Origin of the sequence: Xanthobacter luteus (assembly GCF_040049235.1) — a bacterium.
Taxonomy (GTDB): Bacteria; Pseudomonadota; Alphaproteobacteria; order Rhizobiales; family Xanthobacteraceae; genus Xanthobacter.
In genome coordinates this window covers 99,179-117,496 of record NZ_JBDZDO010000009.1, presented here as the reverse complement: position 1 = coordinate 117,496, position 18,318 = coordinate 99,179, and the positions used below count along the sequence as shown (strand labels likewise).

Sequence of the window (18,318 nt, the reverse complement as noted above, 5' to 3'; positions counted from 1 at the left end):
TCTAGTCTTATATATGAATATAAATCAAGACGCCCACAAGGCGCCGCCACGCCGCCACGCCGCCGATCCGCCGCTCCGGGAGGAGAACCCGCCATGCCCACTGGTCGCGCCGCAAGCGAGCCCGCCACCGCCCTCGGCGGCGACGCGCGCCTGCCGCTCTACGAGCGCCTGCGCGAGGCGCTGCTCGCCCGCATCAAGGCCGGCGAATGGGGCGCGGGCGCCGCCATCCCGGCCGAGGCGGCGATCGCCGCGCAGTACGATGTCGCCCTCGGCACCGCGCGCCGTGCGGTCTCCCAGCTGGTGGAGGAGGGGGTCCTCGACCGCCGGCAGGGCTCGGGCACCTTCGTGCGCGCCGGCGCCTTCGCCAATTCCATGTTCCGGTTCTTTCGCCTGGAGGATCTCGCGGGCGGCGTGCTGCGCCCCGGCGGCCGGCTGCTGGCGCGCGAGGTCGCGCCCGCGCCCGACGATGCGGCGGACGCGCTGCGCATCCCGCGCGGGGCGCCCGCGATCCGCCTGTCGCGCCTCCGGGTGGTGGGCGGCGAACCGATCCTCGCCGAGGACATCGTGCTGCCGCTGGAGCCGTTCCGCGCCTTCCTCGACGTGCCGGCTGAGGAGGTGGGGCCGCTGCTCTATCCGGTCTATGCGCAGCATTGCGGCATCCCCATCGCCCGCGCGGAGGAGGTGATCACCATCGAGCCGTGCCCGGCGCCGCAGGCGCGGCTGCTGCGCTGCCGCGCGGGCGCCGGCGTGGTGTGCATCGAACGCCTCGCCTTCGGCCTCGACGACACCCCGCGCGAATGGCGCCGCAGCTACGGCCCCACCGCGCGCTTCCGCTACCGGGTGGACATCCGCTGAACAAGAACAGGGAGGATCACATGAAGCTCGTTCGCACCCTTCTCGCCGCCGCGGCGCTGGCGCTGCCCGCGACGCTCGCCGTCGCCTATCCCGACCGGCCGATCACCTTGATCGTGCCCTCGCCGCCCGGCGGCGGCACCGACGTGTTCGCCCGCCAGCTCGCCGAGATCGCCGAGCCGGCGCTGAAGCAGAAGGTGGTGGTGGAGAACAAGCCGGGCGGCGGCGGCACGGTGGGCACCACCCTCGTCACCGCCGCCAAGCCCGACGGCTACACCTTCGGCTTCGTCTGGAACTCGCCGGTCACCACCAGCCCCCATTCGCTGCCGGTGGCCTACACGCCGGACAGCTATCAGGCGGTGCTTTCCATCGGCTATTCCTCCTACGTGCTGTGCGTGCAGCCGGACTTCCCGGCCGCCAACGCCAAGGAGCTGATCGCCGCCATCAAGGCCGCGCCGGGCAAGTACACCTACGGCAATGACGGCGTCGGCGGCACCATGCAGCTCGCCGCCGAGCGCATCTTCAAGGCGCTCGGCCTCAAGGTGCGCTCGGTGCCGTTCGGCGGCGCCGGCGAGACCGCCAAAAACTTCCTCGGCGGGCATGTGGACTTCTATGGCGGCTCGCTGCCGCCCATCCTCGCCCACGCCAAGGCCGGCAAGGCCAAGTGCCTGATCCTCACCTCGCCCGAGGGCAATCCCGCGCTGCCGGAGGCCTCCGGCCTCGACGCTTTGGGCATCGGCCAGGAAGCGACGGTGCTGTGGTGGGCCATGATCGCGCCCAAGAACGTGCCGGCGGACCGCCTCGCCGTCATCACCAAGGCCTTCACCGACGCCGCCAAGGAGCCGCGCTTCAAGGAGGTGATGGAAAAGCAGGGCGCCGTGTTCGCCCTGAAGGACGCCGCCGCCACCGATGCCGCCATCCGCGCCGAGCTTGCCGCCCTGGGCGAGGTGGCGAAGGCCATCGGCGTTTCCAAGGGCAATTGAGCCATGGCGGTCACCCAACGCTCCGGCGAGGCGGCGGTCAGCTTCGCCCTGGCGGCCATCGGCGCCGCCATGGCGGGGATGGCGGCGCGCATGCCGCTCGGCAGCCTCGCGCTGCCGGGGCCGGGCTTCTTCCCCGTCGCGATCGGCGTGCTGCTCGCTCTGTGCGGCCTCGCCTGCGCCGGGCGCGCGATCCTGGTGGACGGGCGGGAGATGGTGAGCCTCGGCGGCTGGCGGCCCTGGTCGACCCTCGCCGTGCTGACCGCCGCCGCCTTCGCCTTCGAGCCGGTGGGCGCGCTGCTCACTTTGGCGGTGGCGCTGGCGGCGCTGTTCCGCATCCTCGGCGCCTATGCGCCGTGGCGCTGCGCCGCTTATGGGATCGCCGCGGCGGCGGTCTCCTATGTGGTGTTCACCCGCCTGCTGGGCGTCGGCCTGCCCGACGGCCTGCTGGCGGGCCTCCTACCCGCGTGAGGGAGCCATGGAGAGCTTTTCCCATCTGCTTGACGGCTTCCGGGTCGCGCTGACGCCGCAGAACCTGCTGTGGTGCTTCGTCGGCTGCTTCTGGGGCACGGTGGTGGGCGTGCTGCCCGGCCTCGGCCCGCTCGCCGGCATGGCGCTCCTGCTGCCGCTCACCTACGCTTTGCCGCCGGAGACCGCCATCATCATGCTGGCGGGCATCTTCTGCGGCGCCATGTATGGCGGCTCCACCACCTCGATCCTGGTGCGCATTCCCGGCGAGGCGGCGAGCGTCATCACCTGCATCGACGGCCACGAGATGGCGCGCCAGGGCCGCGCCGGCCCGGCGCTGATGATCGCCGCCGTGGGCAGCTTCGTCGGCGGCACGCTCTCCATCTTCGGCTTGGTGCTGTTCGCCCCGCCGCTGGCGCGGGCCATGCTCGCCGTGGGCCCGGCGGCGGAATTCATCCTCATGGCGGCGGCGCTGCTGGTGATCGCCTTCATCGGCTCCGGCCCGGCGCTGAAGACGCTCGCCATGATCCTTCTCGGCCTCGCGCTCTCCATGGTGGGGCTCGACCAGCTCACCGCCTGGCCGCGCTTCACCTTCGGCGCGCTGGAGCTGACCGAGGGCCTGTCCTTCGTGCCCCTCGCCATCGGCCTGTTCGGCGTGTCGGAGATCCTCATCAGCCTCGAGGAGGGCCGCATCGCCGCCCCCAAGGCGCCGCGCCTTAAGGACCTGATCCCGCGCGCCGCCGACATGCGCGAGGCGGCGCCCGCCATGGGGCGCGGCTCGCTCATCGGCTTCCTGTTCGGCATCGTGCCGGGCATCTCGCACATCGTCTCCACCTTCGTCTCCTATGCGGTGGAAAAGAAGCTCTCGCGCCATCCGGAGACCTTCGGCCACGGCGCCATCGCCGGGGTCGCCGGGCCGGAGACCGCCAACAACGCCACCACCGGCTCGAGCATGATCCCGCTCTTGGTGCTGGGCATCCCCGCCATCCCGGCCACCGCGATCCTGCTCTCCGCCATGATGGTGCACGGCGTGCAGCCGGGGCCGCAGCTGGTGTCCGAGCATCCGGACGTGTTCTGGGGGCTGATCGCCTCGCTCTATGTGGGCAACATCGTCCTGCTGGTGCTGAACCTGCCGTTCGTGAGCCTGTTCACCAGCCTGCTGCGCATCCCGCCGGGCCTGCTCAACCCGCTGGTGCTGCTGGTGGCGATGATCGGCGTCTATGCGGTCAACGCCTCGGCGCTGGACCTCGTCTTGATGGCGGGGGCGGGGGCGGCGGGCTATGTGCTGCGCAAGTTCGCGTTCGACGTCGCCCCGCTGCTGCTGGCCCTGGTGCTGGGCGGGCGCATGGAGACCAGCTTCCGCCGCGCTTTGACCACATCGGATGGGGACTTCGCGGTGTTTGTCTCCGGTCCGGCGGCGAAGGGGCTCATCGGCGTGATCGCCCTCGTGCTCGTGCTCCAGCTCGCCGCCCGCCTCATCGGCTGGCGCAAGGCCATGGCCTGAGGCGCCAGCAGGGCGCCCCGCAGGGCGCCCTGCCTCACTCCTCGGCCTTGTGGGCGGCCGGGACCGGCATGGCGGGCGCGCCGTGTCCGGCCGGCGCGGCGGCGAGCGTCGGCGTGCCGTGCTGGATGAGCGGCCGGTTGCCCGAGAGCGCCCGCAGCATCACGTAGAACACCGGCGTCAGGAAGATGCCGAACACCGTCACCCCGATCATCCCCGAGAACACCGCGATGCCCATGGCCTGGCGCATCTCGGCGCCGGCGCCCACCGAGGCGACGAGCGGCACCACGCCCATGATGAAGGCGAGCGAGGTCATCAGGATCGGCCGCAACCGCAGCCGGCTCGCCTCGACCGCCGCCTGGATCGGCGTTCGCCCCGCGAACTCCAGCTCGCGCGCGAACTCGACGATCAGGATCGCGTTCTTGGCCGACAGCCCCACCAGCACGAACAGGCCGATCTGGGTGAAGACGTTGTTGTCGCCGCCCGAGAGCCAGACCCCGGTCAAGGCGGCGAACAGGCCGGTGGGCACGATCATGATGATCGCCAGCGGCAGCATGAGGCTCTCATACTGGGCGGCGAGCACCAGGAACACGAGGAAGATGGCGAGCGGGAACACGTAGATGGCCGAATTGCCGGCGAGGATCTCCTGGTAGGTGAGCTCGGTCCATTCGAAGTCGAAGCCCTTGGGCAGGGTCTCGCGGGCGATGCGCTCCACCGCCGCCTGGGCTTGGCCGGTGGAGAAGCCGGGCGCCGCGCCGCCATTCACGTCGGCGGTGAGGAAGCCGTTATAGCGCATGGCCCGCTCCGGTCCGGCCGCCGCGCGCACCTTGAGCAGCGCCGAGAGCGGGATCATCTCGCCGCTGGCCGATCGCACCTTCAGGTGCCCCACGTCCTCGGCGCGGGCGCGGAACGGCGCGTCGGCCTGGACCCGCACCGTGTAGGTGCGGCCGAACTTGTTGAAGTCGTTGACGTAGGTCGAGCCCAGATAGATCTGCATGGTCTCGAACACGTCGGTCACCGCGACGCCGAGCTGGCGCGCCTTGACGCGGTCGATGTCGGCATAGAGCTGGGGCACGTTCACCTGGTAGGAGGAGAACAGCCCGGCGATCTCGGGCGCCTGCATGGCCTTGGCGAGGAACGCCTTGGTGGCGTCGTCGAGCGCCTTGTAGCCGAAGCCGGCGCGGTCCTCGATCTGCAGCTTGAAGCCGCCGATGGTGCCGAGCCCCGACACCGGCGGCGGCGGGAACATGGCGATCATGGCATCGGGGATGGCCGCGAACTTGCCGTTGAGCTTCATGGCGATGGCATTGCCGTTCAGCGACGGGTCGCGGCGGTTCTCGAATTCGTCGAGGCCGACGAAGACGATGCCGGAGTTGGACGAGTTGGTGAAGCCGTTGATGGACAGGCCGGGGAAGGCGATGGCCGACTTCACCCCCGGCTCCTTCAGGGCGACGTCGCTCATCTTGCGGATCACCTCCTCGGTGCGGTCGAGGGTGGCGCCGTCGGGCAATTGGGCAAAGCCGACCAGATACTGCTTGTCCTGGCCCGGCACGAAGCCGGACGGCACCGCGCGGAACACCTGCACGGTGAGCGCCACCAGGACCAGATAGAGGCCCATCATGATCACCCGGCGCGTGACGATGCGCCCGACGATGCCGCCATAGGCGCGCGAGCCGAACGAGAAGACACGGTTGAAGCCGCGGAAGAACCAGCCGAACAAGGCGTCCATGACCCGGGTCAGGCGATCCTTCGGCGCGTCGTGGGCCTTCAGCAGCAGCGCCGCCAGCGCCGGCGAGAGGGTGAGCGAGTTGATGGCCGAGATCACCGTCGAGATGGCGATGGTGAGCGCGAACTGCCGGTAGAACTGCCCGGTCAGGCCGGTGATGAAGGCGAGCGGCACGAACACCGCCACCAGCACCAGAGCGATGGCGATGATGGGCCCCGAGACCTCCTGCATGGCCTTGTAGGTGGCCTGCCTGGGGGAGAGCCCCTCCTCGATGTTGCGCTCGACATTCTCCACCACGACGATGGCGTCATCCACCACGATGCCGATGGCGAGCACGAGGCCGAACAAAGTGAGGGCGTTCACCGAGAAGCCCATCACGTACATCACCGCGAAGGTGCCGACGATGGACACCGGCACGGCGAGCAGCGGGATGATGGAGGCGCGCCAGGTCTGGAGGAACACGATCACCACCAGCACCACCAGCAGCACCGCCTCCAGCAGCGTGTGCACCACCGCGTCGATGGAGGCGCGCACGAACTGGGTGGTGTCGTAGACGATGGAATAGTCCACGCCCTCGGGCATGTTCTGCTTGATCTCGGCCATCACCCGCTGCACCTCGTCGGCGATGCGGATGGCATTGGAGCCGGGCGCCTGGAACAGCGGCACGGCCACCGCCTGCTTGTTGTCGAGCAGCGAGCGCAGCGCGTAGTCGGCGGCGCCGAGCTCGATGCGGGCGATGTCGCGCAGCCGCACGATCTCGCCGCCGGCCCCGCTCTTGACGACGATCTCGCCGAATTCCTCGACGCTAGCGAGCCGGCCCTGGGCGTTGATGGAGAGCTGGAGGTCCACCCCCGGTGCGGCGGGCGAGGCCCCGACCACGCCGGCCGCCGCCTGCACGTTCTGGGCGCGGATCTCGTTCACCACGTCGGTGGCGGAGAGGCCGTGCTCGGCCACCTTCTGCGGGTCGAGCCATACGCGCATGGAATAGTCGCCGGCGCCGAAGATCTGCACCTGGCCGACGCCCTCGATGCGGGCGAGCCGGTCCTTCACGTTCAAGACCGCGTAGTTGCGCAGATAGGTGGTGTCGTAGCGGTTGTTGGGCGAGAGGAGGTGCACCACCATGGTGAGGTCGGGCGAGGACTTCACGGTGGTCACGCCGAGCCGGCGCACCTCCTCCGGCAGCCGCGGCTCGGCCTGGGAGATGCGGTTCTGCACCAGCTGCTGCGCCTTGTCCGGGTCGGTGCCGAGGCGGAACGTCACGGTGAGCGTCATGATGCCGTCAGTGGTGGCCTGGCTGGACATGTAGAGCATGTCCTCGACGCCGTTGATGGCCTCCTCCAGCGGCGTCGAGACGGTCTCGGCGATGACGATGGGGTTGGCGCCCGGATAGGTGGCGCGCACCACCACCTGGGGCGGCGAGACCTCGGGATATTCCGAGATCGGCATGGCCCGCATGGCGATCAGGCCGGCGAGGAAGATCAGGACCGAGAGCACGCCCGCGAAGATGGGCCGGTCGATGAAGAACTTGGACAGGTTCATGGCACCTTCCTCCGGCGGAGGCGGCTGGACGTTGGCTGGAACGCGGAACGCGAAGGCTCCGCCTATCGGGCGGGAGTCGCGAAACGAGGTGGGCGAGGGCCGGCCTCCGGCCGGGGGCGGTGGCCATCGGCCAGCCCTCACCCGACCCTCTCCCTGGGGGAGGAGAGGGATTGGAAACTCAGGTTCTTCCCGCCGTCGCCCTTCCTTCCGGCGTCTGCCCTCCGGCTTGACCGGAGGGCAGACGCCGCAGGCCGGTGCCCCGGCCTCGGGGATGGATGCTCCGGTCAAGCCGGAGCATGACGGCGGTCCTTGTCGACGCCGGGCGATCGGCCCGGTGGATGCCCCGGACGAGCCGGGGCATGACGGCGGTTACTTGACTGTCGCGGTCGCGGCCTGCGTCACCCGCATGGGCACCGGCTCCGGCGTCACCTGGACGCCGGGACGCACCCGGTGGAGGCCGTTCACCACCACCCGCTCGCCGGCGCTGAGGCCGGCGGTGACGACGCGCAGGCCGTCGGCCGCCGGGCCGAGCGTGACCTCGCGCCACACCGCCTTGTTGTCGGCGCCCACCACGAACACGAACTTCTTGTCCTGGTCGGTGCCGACCGCGCGCTCGCTCACCAGCAGCGCCGGCTCGCTCTTCACCTGGCCCATCTTGAGGCGCACGAACTGGCCGGGGATCAGGGTGCCGTCCGCGTTGGCGAACTGGGCGCGCACCCGCACCGTGCCGGTGCGCGCGTCCACCTGGTTGTCGATCAGCTGCATGCGGCCTTCGATCAGGCGGTCGGTGCCGGCGCTCATGAGCACCGGGATGCGCTCGATGCCGCCGTCCGCCCCGCCGAGCGCGGCAAGCGCCCGCAGCACCACGCCCTCGTCGGCCGAGAAGCTGGCATAGATGGGATCCACCGAGACCAGCGAGGTGAGCACCGGCGCGCCGGGGCCGGCGGCGACCAGATTGCCCACCGTGATCTCCAGGCGCCCGACCCGGCCGGCGACCGGCGCGCGCACCGCGGTGTAGGACAGATTGAGCTGGGCCGAGCGCAGCTTGGCCTCCGCGGCGCGCAAGGCGGCGCGGGCGGCGCGCTCGGCATTCACCCGCTCGTCGATGTCGCGCTGGGAGATGGTGCGGGAGTTCAGCAGGCGCTCGCCGCGCTCCAGCTCGTTCTTGGCGAGCTCGACCCGGGCCTCGGCGGCGGCCACCTGGGCGGCCGCCTCGTCCGCCTCGGCCTGGAGCGGCTCGGGATCGATGGTGACGAGCAGGTCGCCGGCCTTCACCAGCGCGCCCTCGCGGAAGTGCACCGCCTTCACCTGCCCGGCGACGCGCGAGCGCACCTCGACCCGCTCCACCGCCTCAAGGCGGCCGGAGAATTCGTCATAGAGACGGGTCTCGCGCGGCTCGATGGTTGCCACCGAGACCTGCGGCGGTGGCGGGGCGGCGGCCGACGCGGTGGCGGGGTCCGCCTTGGCGCCGCCTTCGGGAAGCAGGGCGAAGCTCGCGCCGCCGAGGGCGCCGGCGGCGATGCCGAGGAACAGGAGGCGCTTTAGAAACAGGGTGCGGGGCATGGGGGCTTCCTGGATGCGGTCGTTCAGAGGACGGACGGGGCGGCGGCGATCCGACGCCCGGTCGCGGATTTAAAGAAGGCGGCGAACAGTTCGACGAGGCGCGCCTCGCAGGCCGAGGGCGCGCCGGTCTCCCGGTCGAGGCCTTCGGGCCATTCGGTGGGGGCCTCGAGCACCTCAAGGGTGGTGGGCACGCCGGCCTTGGCGAGCGCGCGGGCATAAGCGACGCTCTCGTCGCGCAGCGGGTCGTCGGCGGCGCTGACGATCAGCGCCGGCGGGAGGCCGACGAGCCGGGAGGAGGCGAGCGGCGCGGCGTAGGGATGGGACGCCTTGTCGGCGGTGCCGAGGTATTTCTGCCAGCCGTCCGCCCATTTGCAGCCGGAGGCGCCGATCTCGGCGTCGCGCCAGGAGGCGGTGGCGAGGGTGGGGTCCAGCATGGGCGAGATGAGGATCTGCCCGGCGAGCGGCGGCTGCTGCTGGTCGCGCGCCATCATGGCGAGCCCGGCGGCGAGGTTGCCGCCCGCCTCCACCCCGGCGACGAACAGCTTGGAGGACTTGCGGGCGATCTCGCCGCGCCGGGCGTGGAGCGCCGCCAGCACGCCGGCCATGGCGGTGAGCGCGAACGGAAACGGATGCTCGCAGGCAAGCGGATATTCCGCCGAGACCACCACCGCGCCGGCCGCCGCCAGCAGGCGGGCGACCAGGTCGCCGCACTGGCAGGAACCCTCGGTGAAGGCGCCGCCGTGCAGGTTGAGCACCAGCGGGGCACCCGCCGCCGGACGGCCATAGACGCGCGCCGCCACCTCGCCCGAGGGGGTGGCGATGTGTCGCTCGGTCCAGGCCAGACCGGAGAGGGGGACGGGGTGGGTGGTCATGGATCTTGGGCCTCGCGCCCCGAGGAGCCGGGGGTTGTGCGATGCGGCAAAATTAGAGGAGGGAATCGGCTGGATAAACCGCCCATCTGCGATAGGATTATTCCCTGTTGTGAATAATCAGCGGAAATTCACAGGGGCGACGCGGAAGATGGACCAGCTGGCCGCGATGCGGGCCTTCATGCGCGTGGTGGAGACCGGCAGCTTCACCCGCGCCGCCGACGCCCTCGACATGCCCAAGGCAACGCTGACCAAGCACGTCCAGCAGTTGGAAGCCCACCTCTCCACCCGCCTGCTCAACCGCACCACCCGCCGCGTCACCGTGACCCCGGACGGCGCCGCCTATTACGAGCGCGCCCTCGCCCTCCTCAACGACCTGGCGGAACTGGACAGCTCCATGTCGGCCGCCCAGGCCAACCCGCGCGGGCGGCTGCGCATCGACCTGCCGCCCTCGCTGGCGGTCGAGGTGCTGATCCCGGCCCTGCCGGACTTCGCCGCCCGCTATCCCGACATCCAGGTGGACGTGGGCTGCACCGACCGGCCGGTGGACCTCCTGGGCGAGAATGTCGATTGCGTGATCCGCGTCGGCGAGATCCGCGACCCCTCGCTGATCGCCCGCCGCATCGGCCAGATGCCGTTCCTCACCTGCGCGGCGCCGTCCTACGTCGCCGCCCGCGGCATCCCGCGCCACCCGCGCGACCTCGACGTGGACCACCACATCGTGCGCTATTTCAGCGAGGCGACCGGGCGCTATTACGACCACGCGTTCCGCCGGAGCGGCGAGGTGGTCGAGGTGGCGGGCCGCTACCGGGTCGCCTGCAATGACGGCCTCGCCTATCTCGCCGCCGGCCTCGCCGGGCTCGGCATTCTCCAGGTCCCGGCCTTCATGGCGGCGCGGCACGTCGCCGAAGGCGCGCTGGTGCCGGTGCTCGCGGGCTGGGACAGCGAGCCTTTGCCCATCCATGTGGTCTATGCGCCGAACCGCCACCTCTCGAACCGGGTGCGGGTGTTCGTCGACTGGGCGGCGGACCGCTTCGCCCGCGCCCAGCTCGCCTAGGGCCGGATCGGCCCCGGCTGGCTCGCGCGCGGGCCGCGCTCCGCCCCACCGAGACGATGACGGATCTCCGGACCGGCCGACCCGTCCGGCCGGGTGCGCGCTGCGGCTATTCCGGCACCATGCCGTTCTGCGCCAGCACCGCGCCGGCGAGATAGAGCGAGCCGGCGATCAGCACCCGCGGCGGCGGCAGCTGGGGGTGAAAGGCGAGGCCGTCGAGCGCCGCGCCCACGTCGTCCGCCACCGAGGCGCAGATGCCGGCGGCCTGCGCGCTCGCGGCCACCTCCTGCGGCGAGAGACCCTGATGGTCGCCGGGCACCGGCACCGCCACCGCCGCCCGGGCGAGGCCGGCGAACGGGGCGAGGAAGCCGCTCACGTCCTTGGTCCCGAGCATGCCGACGATGAGCACCAGCGGGCGCGAATAGCGCTCTTCCAGCTCGCACACCGCATGGGCGAGCGCCTCGCCGCCGGCGGCATTGTGTCCGCCGTCGAGCCAGATCTCGGCGCCCGCCGGCGCGCGCGCCACCAGCGGTCCCGCGCCGAGGCGCTGCAGCCGCGCCGGCCAGTCGGCCCTGAGGATGCCCTCCTCGAAGGCCGCGCCGGGCAAAGCGAGCCCCGGCATGGTGCGCAGCGCCGCCACCGCGAGCCCGGCATTGGCGATCTGGTGCTGGCCGACCAGCCGCGGGCGCGGCAGATCGAGCAGGCCGGCATCGTCCGAATAGGCCAGCCGGCCGGCATCGTCGCCGATGGTCCAGTGCTGGCCGCCCATGAACAATGGCGCACGCGCGCGCGCCGCGGCGCGGGTGATCACCGCCTCGGCCTCGCCCGCCTGGGCGCCGGCGACCACGGGCACCGCGCGCTTGATGATGCCCGCCTTCTCGCCGGCGATGGCGGCGAGGGTCGCGCCGAGGAAGTCCACATGGTCGATGGAGACCGGGGTGATGACGCTGAGCGCCGGCTGCGCCACCACGTTGGTGGCGTCGAGCCGCCCGCCAAGGCCCACCTCCAGCAGCAGCACGTCCGCCGGGGTCTCGGAGAACAGGATCAGCGCCGCGGCGGTGGTGATCTCGAACAAAGTGATGGGGGCGCCGGCATTGGCGGTCTCGGCGCGCTCCAGCGCCTGGGCCAGCGGGGCGTCGTCCACCAGCCGTCCGGCGAGGCGGATGCGCTCGTTGAAGCGCACCAGATGCGGCGAGGTGTAGACGTGCACGCGCCGTCCCGCCGCCTCCAGGATGGCGCGCATGAAGGCGATGGTGGAGCCCTTGCCGTTGGTGCCGGCGACGTGGATCACCGGCGGCAGGCGCCGCTCCGGATGGCCGAGCGCCGCCATCAGCCGCTCCATGCGCGCGAGCGACAGGTCGATCTTCTTGGGATGCAGCGCGGACAGCCGGTCGAGGATCGAATCCGGCGCCCGCATGGGCTGGGCAAGGGCCATGTTCGTCTTCTTTCAGGGCCCCGCGGCGCGCGGGGCGCTCAGGCCGCAGGGGCGGGCGCGGCCTCCGGCGCGGTCGGGCGCGGCAGGCGCGCCCTGGGGGGCAAAGCGGGCGCGCGCATGAGCAGCCGGCAGAGGCGGCCGAGCGTCTCGCGCATCTGGTGGCGGTGCACCACCATGTCGATCATGCCGTGGTCGCGCAGATACTCCGCCCGCTGGAAGCCCTCGGGCAGCTTCTCGCGGATGGTCTGCTCGATCACGCGCGGGCCGGCGAAGCCGACCAGGGCGCCCGGCTCGGCGATCTGCACGTCGCCCAGCATGGCGTAGGAGGCGGTCACGCCGCCGGTGGTGGGATTGGTGAGCACGACGATGTAGGGCTTCTTCGCCTCGCGCAATTCCTGGATCGCCACCGTGGTGCGCGGCAGCTGCATGAGGGAGAGGATGCCCTCCTGCATGCGCGCCCCACCCGAGGCGGCGAACATGATGAAGGGGGTGCCCTTCTGCGCCGCGGTCTGGAGCCCGGTCACCACCGCCTCGCCGGCCGCCATGCCGAGCGAGCCACCCATGAAGCCGAAATCCTGCACCGCGATGGTCACGGGAAGCTCCTCGAGCAGGCCGGTCGCGACCTTCACCGCGTCCTGGTAGGAGGTCTTGGCGCGCGCATCCTTCAGGCGGTCCACATAGCGGCGCTCGTCGCGGAACTTCAGCGGGTCGATCGCCACCTCGGGAAGGCTCACCTCCTCGTAGGCGGCATCGTCGAACGTCGCCTTCAGGCGCGTCACCGCGTCCATGCGCATGTGATAGCCGGAGCCGGGAATGACGAACTGGTTCGTCTCCAGGTCCTTGTGGAACACCATCTGCCCGGTCTCCGGGCATTTCACCCAAAGGTTCTCCGGAACCTCGCGGCGCGCCAGGAAATCGCGGATCTTCGGGCGGACGACGTTGGAAATCCAGTTCACGGGCGGTGTCTCCGGCGGCAGAGCGGGCGGCGTGCTGCACCGCGGCGCGCCACGCTATTCCTCTAAAGGCAAGCCGAGCGCGGCGAAAGTGCGGCGTTGCACCGCCGCGGCCCGCTCAGGGCGTCGGTCGGAAACAGGCGAGCCGTCGAACGCGTCCCACCATGTGGACCGCGCAAGCCGAGCGCGGCGTCAGCGGGCAACGCCGCGCACCGCCCCGGCGAGCGCGGCGGCGAGCTGCTCGACCGCCGGCACGGTCTGCGCCGTCGCCTTGCCGTGGGCATCGAGGCTCGCGCGCACCGCCTCCACCAGGGCCGAGCCCACCACCACCGCGTCGGCGCCCTTGGCGATGGCGGCGGCCTGTTCGGGGGTCTTCACGCCGAAGCCCACCGCCACCGGCAGCGCGGTGTGGCCCTTGATGCGCGCCACCGCCGCGCCCACCGCGTCGGCGTCCGGGGTCGCCGAGCCGGTGATGCCGGTGATGGAGACGTAATAGACGAAGCCCGCCGTGTTCTTCAGCACCGCGGGCAGGCGCTTGTCGTCGGTGGTGGGGGTGGCGAGGCGGATGAAGTCGATGCCCGCGGCGAGCGCCGGCAGGCACAGCTCGTCATCCTCCTCCGGCGGCAGGTCGACGACGATGAGCCCGTCCACGCCGGCCGCCTTGGCGTCGGCAAGGAAGCGCGGGACGCCATAGACGTAGATCGGGTTGAAATAGCCCATCAGCACGATCGGCGTGGCCGCGTCCCCTTCCCGGAAGGCCTTCACCATGGCCAGCGTCTTGGCCAGGGTCTGGCCGCCGCGCAGCGCGCGCAGCCCGGCGGCCTGGATCGCCGGGCCGTCCGCCATGGGATCGGTGAAGGGCACGCCGAGCTCGATCACGTCCGCCCCCGCGCCGGGCAGCGCCTTGAGGATGGCGAGCGAGGTCTCCCCGTCCGGGTCGCCGGCGGTGATGAAGGTGACAAGGCCCGGGCGTCCCTCTTTGGCGAGGGCTTTGAAGCGGTCGTCGATGCGGTTCGCGCTGGCAGTCTGGCTGGTCATGGAAGTCGCCGGCTCTCATGGGCCCGCCGCTCGTGCGGGCGCGCGCCTTCGGGCGCGGGGAAAGGGAGGAGCGCGCTGCTGCGGCGGCGCGCGGTCAGGACGCGATCACGGGGTGGGGCTGGTGATGGCGCAGTCGGCCGAGGTGGCGCTCGCCCCCAGCAGGCGCACCTGATCCTGGCCGGTGGCGCCGGGCACGGTCGAAAACAGGATGGTGGAGGCGGTGCCCACCGCCTTGCCGCCGCTCTTGAAGGTGCAGGTGACGACGATCTGGTCGATCACCTGGGTGGTGGTGTTCTTCACCGAGACCGACACGAAGGCACCGCCGCCGTCGGAGCGCACCTTGTCGGCGGCGAGGATGAGGCCGCCCGGATCGGCGGCGGCGCTGCCGGCCAGAGCCGGGATCGCGAGCGTCAAGACGGCGGACGGAACGCGCAGCCTCTGCCTCATAGCTTTTCCCCCAGATGCTCGGCCACCGTGAAGATGTCCTTGTCCCCCCGGCCCGAGAGATTGAGCACCATCAGATGGTCCTTCGGCCGCTCGGTGGCGAGCTCCAGCACCTTGCCGAGGGCGTGGGCGCATTCGAGCGCCGGGATGATGCCCTCGAGCTTGGAGCAGACCTGGAACGCCGCCAGCGCCTCGGCGTCGGTGCAGGTGATGTATTTCACCCGGCCGATGTCGTTGAGCCAGGCGTGCTCGGGGCCGATGCCGGGATAATCGAGGCCGGCCGAGATCGAGTGCGCCTCGGCGATCTGCCCGTCGCCGTCCATCAGCAGATAGGTGCGGTTGCCGTGGAGCACGCCCGGCCTGCCGCCGGTGATGGAGGCCGCGTGCTGGCCCGAACTGAGGCCGTGGCCCGCCGCCTCGACGCCGAAGATCTCGATCGACGGCTCGTCCAGGAACGGGTGGAACAGGCCGAGCGCGTTGGAGCCGCCGCCCACCGCCGCGATCAGGCTGTCCGGCAGGCGGCCCTCCATCTCCAGGATCTGGGTGCGGGTCTCGCGGCCGATGATGGACTGGAAGTCGCGCACCATGCCGGGATAGGGGTGCGGCCCCGCCACCGTGCCGATGCAGTAGAAGGTGTCGTGCACGTTGGTGACCCAGTCGCGCAGCGCCTCGTTCATGGCGTCCTTGAGGGTCCGGGAGCCGGACTGCACCGGCACCACCTCGGCGCCCAGCATCTTCATGCGGAACACGTTGGGCATCTGCCGCTCGACGTCCACCGCGCCCATATAGACCACGCACTTCAGGCCGAAGCGGGCGCAGAGCGTGGCGGTGGCCACGCCGTGCTGGCCGGCGCCGGTCTCGGCGATGATGCGGTGCTTGCCCATGCGGCGCGCCAGCATGATCTGGCCGAGCACGTTGTTCACCTTGTGGGAGCCGGTGTGGTTCAGCTCCTCGCGCTTGAAATAGATCTTGGCGCCGCCGTCCTTGCCGGCCTTGACCGCGATCTCGCGCAGATATTCGGTGAGGCGCTCGGCGTAATAGAGCGGCGAGGGGCGGCCCACATAATGGGTGAGGTAGCCGTCCATCTCGGCCTGATAAGCGGGGTCGGCCCTGGCCGCCTCATAGGCCTGTTCCAGCTCCAGGATCAGCGGCATCAGCGTCTCGGCGACGAAGCGTCCGCCGTGGATGCCGAAATGGCCGCGCTCGTCGGGGCCGGTGCGGTAGGAGTTGGGGGCGGTCACGAGGCCTCGGCTTTCTCAGGAGAATGCGGTTGACGGAGGGGCGGCCTTCATCGCGGCCGCGCTGCGCGCCGCCGCGATGAAGGCGCGGATCTTGTCCGGCGACTTGACGCCCGGCGCATCCTCGACGCCCGAGGAGACGTCCACGCCGTCGACCCGCGCCACCGCGAGGGCCTGCGCCACATTGTCCGCGTCGAGCCCTCCGGAAAGCATGACCGGGCAGGAGGCGTCAAGGCCGGCGAGCAGCGTCCAGTCGAACGGCCGCCCGTTGCCGCCGGGCAAAAGGTCGTCGGGCGCGGGCTTGGCGTCGAACAGCAGGCGGTCGGCCACGGCGGCGAAGGCCGGCACCGCGGCGAGGTCGGAGCGGCGCGCCACCGGCAGCGCCTTCATCACCGGCCGGCCGAAGGCGGCGCGGATGGCGGCGACGCGCTGCGGGCTCTCGCGGCCGTGGAGCTGGAGGATGTCGGGGTCGAGCGCGGCGATCACGGCGGCGAGCGCCGCATCGTCCGCATCCACCGTGAGCGCCACCGTGAGCGCGCGATGGCGCACCTGCGCGGCGAGCGCCGGCAGATCGGCGAGCGCCAGGTGGCGCGGGCTCTTCGGGAAATGCACGAAGCCCACGAGATCGGCGCCCGCCTCCAGCGCCGCCTCGAGCGTCGAGGCAGTCTTGAGGCCGCAGATCTTGATCTCGATGCCCATGGTCGTCCAAGCGTTGTGGCGCGCCGAGCCGGCCGCGCGCCGGCGCCCCCTCAGGTGGCGAGGCGGGTGAATTGTCCCCCCTTGCGGAAGCGCCAGAGATAGGTGGGCAGGATGGTGGCGAGGGCCGACGGCGCGATGCCGAGGCCCTCCAGAGTGAGGCCGGCCTCGGCCGCGGCCGCGCTCACCACGTTGTCGGTGCGCAGCATCGCCACCTGGTCGCGGGTGAGCGGGGCGCCGGGCGCCCAGTCGGTGAGGTAGGCCATGAGGTGGGCGAGGCCGAAGGGCAGGTCGATCAGCAGCCGCTTGGCGGCGATCTCGTGCAGCATCAGCTCCATGAGCTCGCGGAAGGTGCGCACCTCGGGCCCGCCCAGCTCGTAGGTGGCGCCGGCCTTGGCCTTGCCGTCCACGGCGGCGAGCACCGCCTGGGCGATGTCGCCCACGAACACCGGCTGGAACCGGGTCGTGCCGCCGCCGATCAGCGGCAGCACCGGCGAGTACTGGGCCATGGCGGCGAAGCGGTTGAAGAATTCGTCCTCCTGGCCGAACACCACGGAGGGCCGCAGGATCACCGCGCCGGGCACCAGCTCGCGCGCCGCAACCTCGCCTTCGGCCTTGCTGCGGCCGTAGCCGGAGCGGGAATTGGGATCGGCGCCGATGGCGGACAGGTGCACCAGCGGCGCGCCCACGGCCTTCGCCGCGGCGGCGATGGTGCGGGCGCCGAACACGTGGACCGCGTCGAAGCTCTGGCGGCCGCTCTCGGCCAGCACGCCGACGAGGTTGACGATGGCCTCCGAGCCCTCCGCCGCGCGCGCCACGCTGTCGGGGAAGCGCACATTGGCCTGGCTGACCTGGATCTGGCCGACGAAGCCGAGCGGCTGGAGGAAGCCGGCGAGGTCGGGACGGCGCACCGCCACGCGCACCCGGAAGCCGCGCTTGACCAACGCGCGCACCACATGGCGCCCGAGGAAGCCCGAGCCGCCGAACACCGTCACGAGGCTGTCGCTCACCGGACGATCGGTCACCGCCACGTCGCTCATGCCATCACCCTTGCTCGCGCGGGCGGCCGCCCGCGCCTTGCTTTCAGGCCCTGCACATACGCGAAGGCGCCCGCGGCCGTAAAGCGTCCTCGTGGTCGCGCGGCGGCGACCCGAAGCGCACTCTATATACATGCAGCGGACACCGATATTAAGGAGTGGCCGGCGCGGGAAGCGGCGCCGATGCGCATGCGCCCATTGACGGCGCGTCCCTTCCCCCCTATAAGCCCGGCACTTCGCAGGTGGCCAACGCTGCCCGCGTGTTCACCCATTCCAGCGCAGGGCAATTGAGCCGCAGGGCTCGCCCGGCCGTTTGCGCGAAACGACAAGGATGGCCGATGGCCAATACGCCTTCCGCCAAGAAAGCGGCCCGCAAGATCGAGCGCCGCACCGAAGTGAACCGCTCGCGCCGCTCCCGCGTGCGCACCTTCCTGCGCAAGCTGGAGGATGCCATCGCCGCCGGCGACGCCACGCAGGCCCAGGCCGCGTTCCAGGCCGCCGAGCCGGAGCTGATGCGCGCCGTGACCAAGGGCGTGCTCCACAAGAACACCGCCTCGCGCAAGGTCTCGCGCCTTGCGGCCCGGGTGCGCAAGCTTTCCGCCTGAGCGGGAAGTAAAAAGATAAGACAATATTTCTGTCTTTTGGATCAAGGCCCGAGCGATCGGGCCTTTTTCTTTGCGCCAGCCAAGGGCTTGCCAAGCTTGAGGCGAAGCGAGTCGATCCGGGCGCCTAGGCCGGGGGCGCGGCGGCGTCAACCCCGTTGTGCGTTCGGTCAATCTTCGGCATTGCGCGACCCGTCGCAGACCGATCAGGAAAAGAATTGGCCTTTGAATGACTTATGGGCCAAGCGCGGGGAACGCCTCCGACCGCCTTTCCAGGGCAGTATGATGCTGCCGCCGGGACCAATTGGACGCCATCGCGTGAC

The 18,318-nt window shown here is 71.1% G+C and carries 16 protein-coding genes; 6 read left to right on the top strand and 10 right to left on the bottom strand.

The window, feature by feature from the left end; translation table 11 throughout:
- Positions 1-93 precede the first annotated feature (93 nt).
- Genes ABLE88_RS22655 through ABLE88_RS22640 form a run of 4 tightly spaced genes read left to right on the top strand, consistent with a single transcriptional unit; the run spans position 94 to position 3,804 of the window.
- A complete protein-coding gene (locus ABLE88_RS22655) occupies positions 94-855 on the top strand; it encodes a GntR family transcriptional regulator (protein ID WP_348834105.1) in 762 nt (253 codons plus the stop codon).
- Positions 856-875: 20 nt separating this feature from the next.
- A complete protein-coding gene (locus ABLE88_RS22650) occupies positions 876-1,835 on the top strand; it encodes a tripartite tricarboxylate transporter substrate binding protein (RefSeq protein WP_348834104.1) in 960 nt (319 codons plus the stop codon).
- 3 nt (positions 1,836-1,838) lie between these two features.
- A complete protein-coding gene (locus tag ABLE88_RS22645) occupies positions 1,839-2,303 on the top strand; it encodes a tripartite tricarboxylate transporter TctB family protein (RefSeq protein WP_348834103.1) in 465 nt (154 codons plus the stop codon).
- A 7-nt stretch (positions 2,304-2,310) separates the two neighbouring features.
- Positions 2,311-3,804, top strand: coding sequence for a tripartite tricarboxylate transporter permease (locus ABLE88_RS22640; protein ID WP_348834101.1), 1,494 nt, complete (start codon positions 2,311-2,313; stop codon positions 3,802-3,804).
- Between the two features lie 34 nt (positions 3,805-3,838).
- Here ABLE88_RS22640 and ABLE88_RS22635 read toward each other — a convergent pair whose 3' ends face one another.
- The 3 genes from ABLE88_RS22635 to ABLE88_RS22625 all read right to left on the bottom strand — a co-directional run bounded on the left by ABLE88_RS22635 (position 3,839) and on the right by ABLE88_RS22625 (position 9,501).
- A complete protein-coding gene (locus tag ABLE88_RS22635; RefSeq protein ID WP_348834100.1) occupies positions 3,839-7,066 on the bottom strand; it encodes an efflux RND transporter permease subunit in 3,228 nt (1,075 codons plus the stop codon).
- A gap of 369 nt (positions 7,067-7,435) precedes the next feature.
- Positions 7,436-8,629, bottom strand: a complete 1,194-nt coding sequence (locus ABLE88_RS22630; protein ID WP_348834099.1) for an efflux RND transporter periplasmic adaptor subunit — start codon at positions 8,627-8,629, stop codon at positions 7,436-7,438.
- A gap of 23 nt (positions 8,630-8,652) precedes the next feature.
- Positions 8,653-9,501, bottom strand: coding sequence for an alpha/beta hydrolase (locus ABLE88_RS22625; protein ID WP_348834098.1), 849 nt, complete (start codon positions 9,499-9,501; stop codon positions 8,653-8,655).
- Between the two features lie 148 nt (positions 9,502-9,649).
- Between ABLE88_RS22625 and ABLE88_RS22620 the strand changes: the two genes are divergently transcribed.
- The gene (locus tag ABLE88_RS22620) at positions 9,650-10,555 is read left to right on the top strand and encodes a LysR family transcriptional regulator (RefSeq protein ID WP_348834097.1); all 906 of its coding nucleotides are present in this window, start codon (positions 9,650-9,652) and stop codon (positions 10,553-10,555) included.
- A 106-nt stretch (positions 10,556-10,661) separates the two neighbouring features.
- Here ABLE88_RS22620 and ABLE88_RS22615 read toward each other — a convergent pair whose 3' ends face one another.
- From ABLE88_RS22615 to ABLE88_RS22585, 7 genes are all read right to left on the bottom strand, one after another.
- Positions 10,662-11,987: a bifunctional folylpolyglutamate synthase/dihydrofolate synthase gene (locus ABLE88_RS22615; protein ID WP_348834096.1), complete on the bottom strand. Its 1,326-nt coding sequence runs from the start codon at positions 11,985-11,987 to the stop codon at positions 10,662-10,664.
- A gap of 38 nt (positions 11,988-12,025) precedes the next feature.
- Positions 12,026-12,943 carry an acetyl-CoA carboxylase, carboxyltransferase subunit beta gene (gene accD, locus ABLE88_RS22610; RefSeq protein ID WP_348834094.1) on the bottom strand — a complete coding sequence of 306 codons (918 nt, stop codon included), beginning with the start codon at positions 12,941-12,943 and terminating at the stop codon, positions 12,026-12,028.
- 189 nt (positions 12,944-13,132) lie between these two features.
- Positions 13,133-13,978, bottom strand: a complete 846-nt coding sequence (trpA, locus tag ABLE88_RS22605; RefSeq protein ID WP_348834093.1) for a tryptophan synthase subunit alpha — start codon at positions 13,976-13,978, stop codon at positions 13,133-13,135.
- 105 nt (positions 13,979-14,083) lie between these two features.
- Positions 14,084-14,425 (bottom strand): hypothetical protein, encoded by a 342-nt coding sequence (locus ABLE88_RS22600; RefSeq protein ID WP_348834092.1) that lies wholly within the window; start codon positions 14,423-14,425, stop codon positions 14,084-14,086.
- Positions 14,422-15,663, bottom strand: coding sequence for a tryptophan synthase subunit beta (trpB, locus tag ABLE88_RS22595; RefSeq protein WP_348834091.1), 1,242 nt, complete (start codon positions 15,661-15,663; stop codon positions 14,422-14,424). The genes ABLE88_RS22600 and trpB overlap by 4 nt, the downstream gene beginning before the upstream one ends.
- Before the next feature lie 15 nt (positions 15,664-15,678).
- Positions 15,679-16,359: a phosphoribosylanthranilate isomerase gene (locus ABLE88_RS22590; protein WP_348834090.1), complete on the bottom strand. Its 681-nt coding sequence runs from the start codon at positions 16,357-16,359 to the stop codon at positions 15,679-15,681.
- A 50-nt stretch (positions 16,360-16,409) separates the two neighbouring features.
- Positions 16,410-17,396, bottom strand: coding sequence for a complex I NDUFA9 subunit family protein (locus ABLE88_RS22585; protein WP_348834089.1), 987 nt, complete (start codon positions 17,394-17,396; stop codon positions 16,410-16,412).
- A 335-nt stretch (positions 17,397-17,731) separates the two neighbouring features.
- Here ABLE88_RS22585 and rpsT point away from each other — a divergent pair, with 335 nt between their 5' ends.
- Positions 17,732-17,998, top strand: a complete 267-nt coding sequence (gene rpsT / locus ABLE88_RS22580) for a 30S ribosomal protein S20 (protein ID WP_348834088.1) — start codon at positions 17,732-17,734, stop codon at positions 17,996-17,998.
- Positions 17,999-18,318 lie beyond the last annotated feature (320 nt).

Bases quoted from the DNA above. Each gene is read 5' to 3' on its own strand.
- ABLE88_RS22655 (WP_348834105.1), top strand. From the start codon at position 94: ATGCCCACTGGTCGCGCCGCAAGCGAGCCCGCCACCGCCCTCGGCGGC.
- ABLE88_RS22650 (WP_348834104.1), top strand. From the start codon at position 876: ATGAAGCTCGTTCGCACCCTTCTCGCCGCCGCGGCGCTGGCGCTGCCC.
- ABLE88_RS22645 (WP_348834103.1), top strand. From the start codon at position 1,839: ATGGCGGTCACCCAACGCTCCGGCGAGGCGGCGGTCAGCTTCGCCCTG.
- ABLE88_RS22640 (WP_348834101.1), top strand. From the start codon at position 2,311: ATGGAGAGCTTTTCCCATCTGCTTGACGGCTTCCGGGTCGCGCTGACG.
- ABLE88_RS22635 (WP_348834100.1), bottom strand. From the start codon at position 7,066: ATGAACCTGTCCAAGTTCTTCATCGACCGGCCCATCTTCGCGGGCGTG.
- ABLE88_RS22630 (WP_348834099.1), bottom strand. From the start codon at position 8,629: ATGCCCCGCACCCTGTTTCTAAAGCGCCTCCTGTTCCTCGGCATCGCC.
- ABLE88_RS22625 (WP_348834098.1), bottom strand. From the start codon at position 9,501: ATGACCACCCACCCCGTCCCCCTCTCCGGTCTGGCCTGGACCGAGCGA.
- ABLE88_RS22620 (WP_348834097.1), top strand. From the start codon at position 9,650: ATGGACCAGCTGGCCGCGATGCGGGCCTTCATGCGCGTGGTGGAGACC.
- ABLE88_RS22615 (WP_348834096.1), bottom strand. From the start codon at position 11,987: ATGGCCCTTGCCCAGCCCATGCGGGCGCCGGATTCGATCCTCGACCGG.
- trpA (WP_348834093.1), bottom strand. From the start codon at position 13,978: ATGACCAGCCAGACTGCCAGCGCGAACCGCATCGACGACCGCTTCAAA.
- ABLE88_RS22600 (WP_348834092.1), bottom strand. From the start codon at position 14,425: ATGAGGCAGAGGCTGCGCGTTCCGTCCGCCGTCTTGACGCTCGCGATC.
- ABLE88_RS22590 (WP_348834090.1), bottom strand. From the start codon at position 16,359: ATGGGCATCGAGATCAAGATCTGCGGCCTCAAGACTGCCTCGACGCTC.
- ABLE88_RS22585 (WP_348834089.1), bottom strand. From the start codon at position 17,396: ATGAGCGACGTGGCGGTGACCGATCGTCCGGTGAGCGACAGCCTCGTG.
- rpsT (WP_348834088.1), top strand. From the start codon at position 17,732: ATGGCCAATACGCCTTCCGCCAAGAAAGCGGCCCGCAAGATCGAGCGC.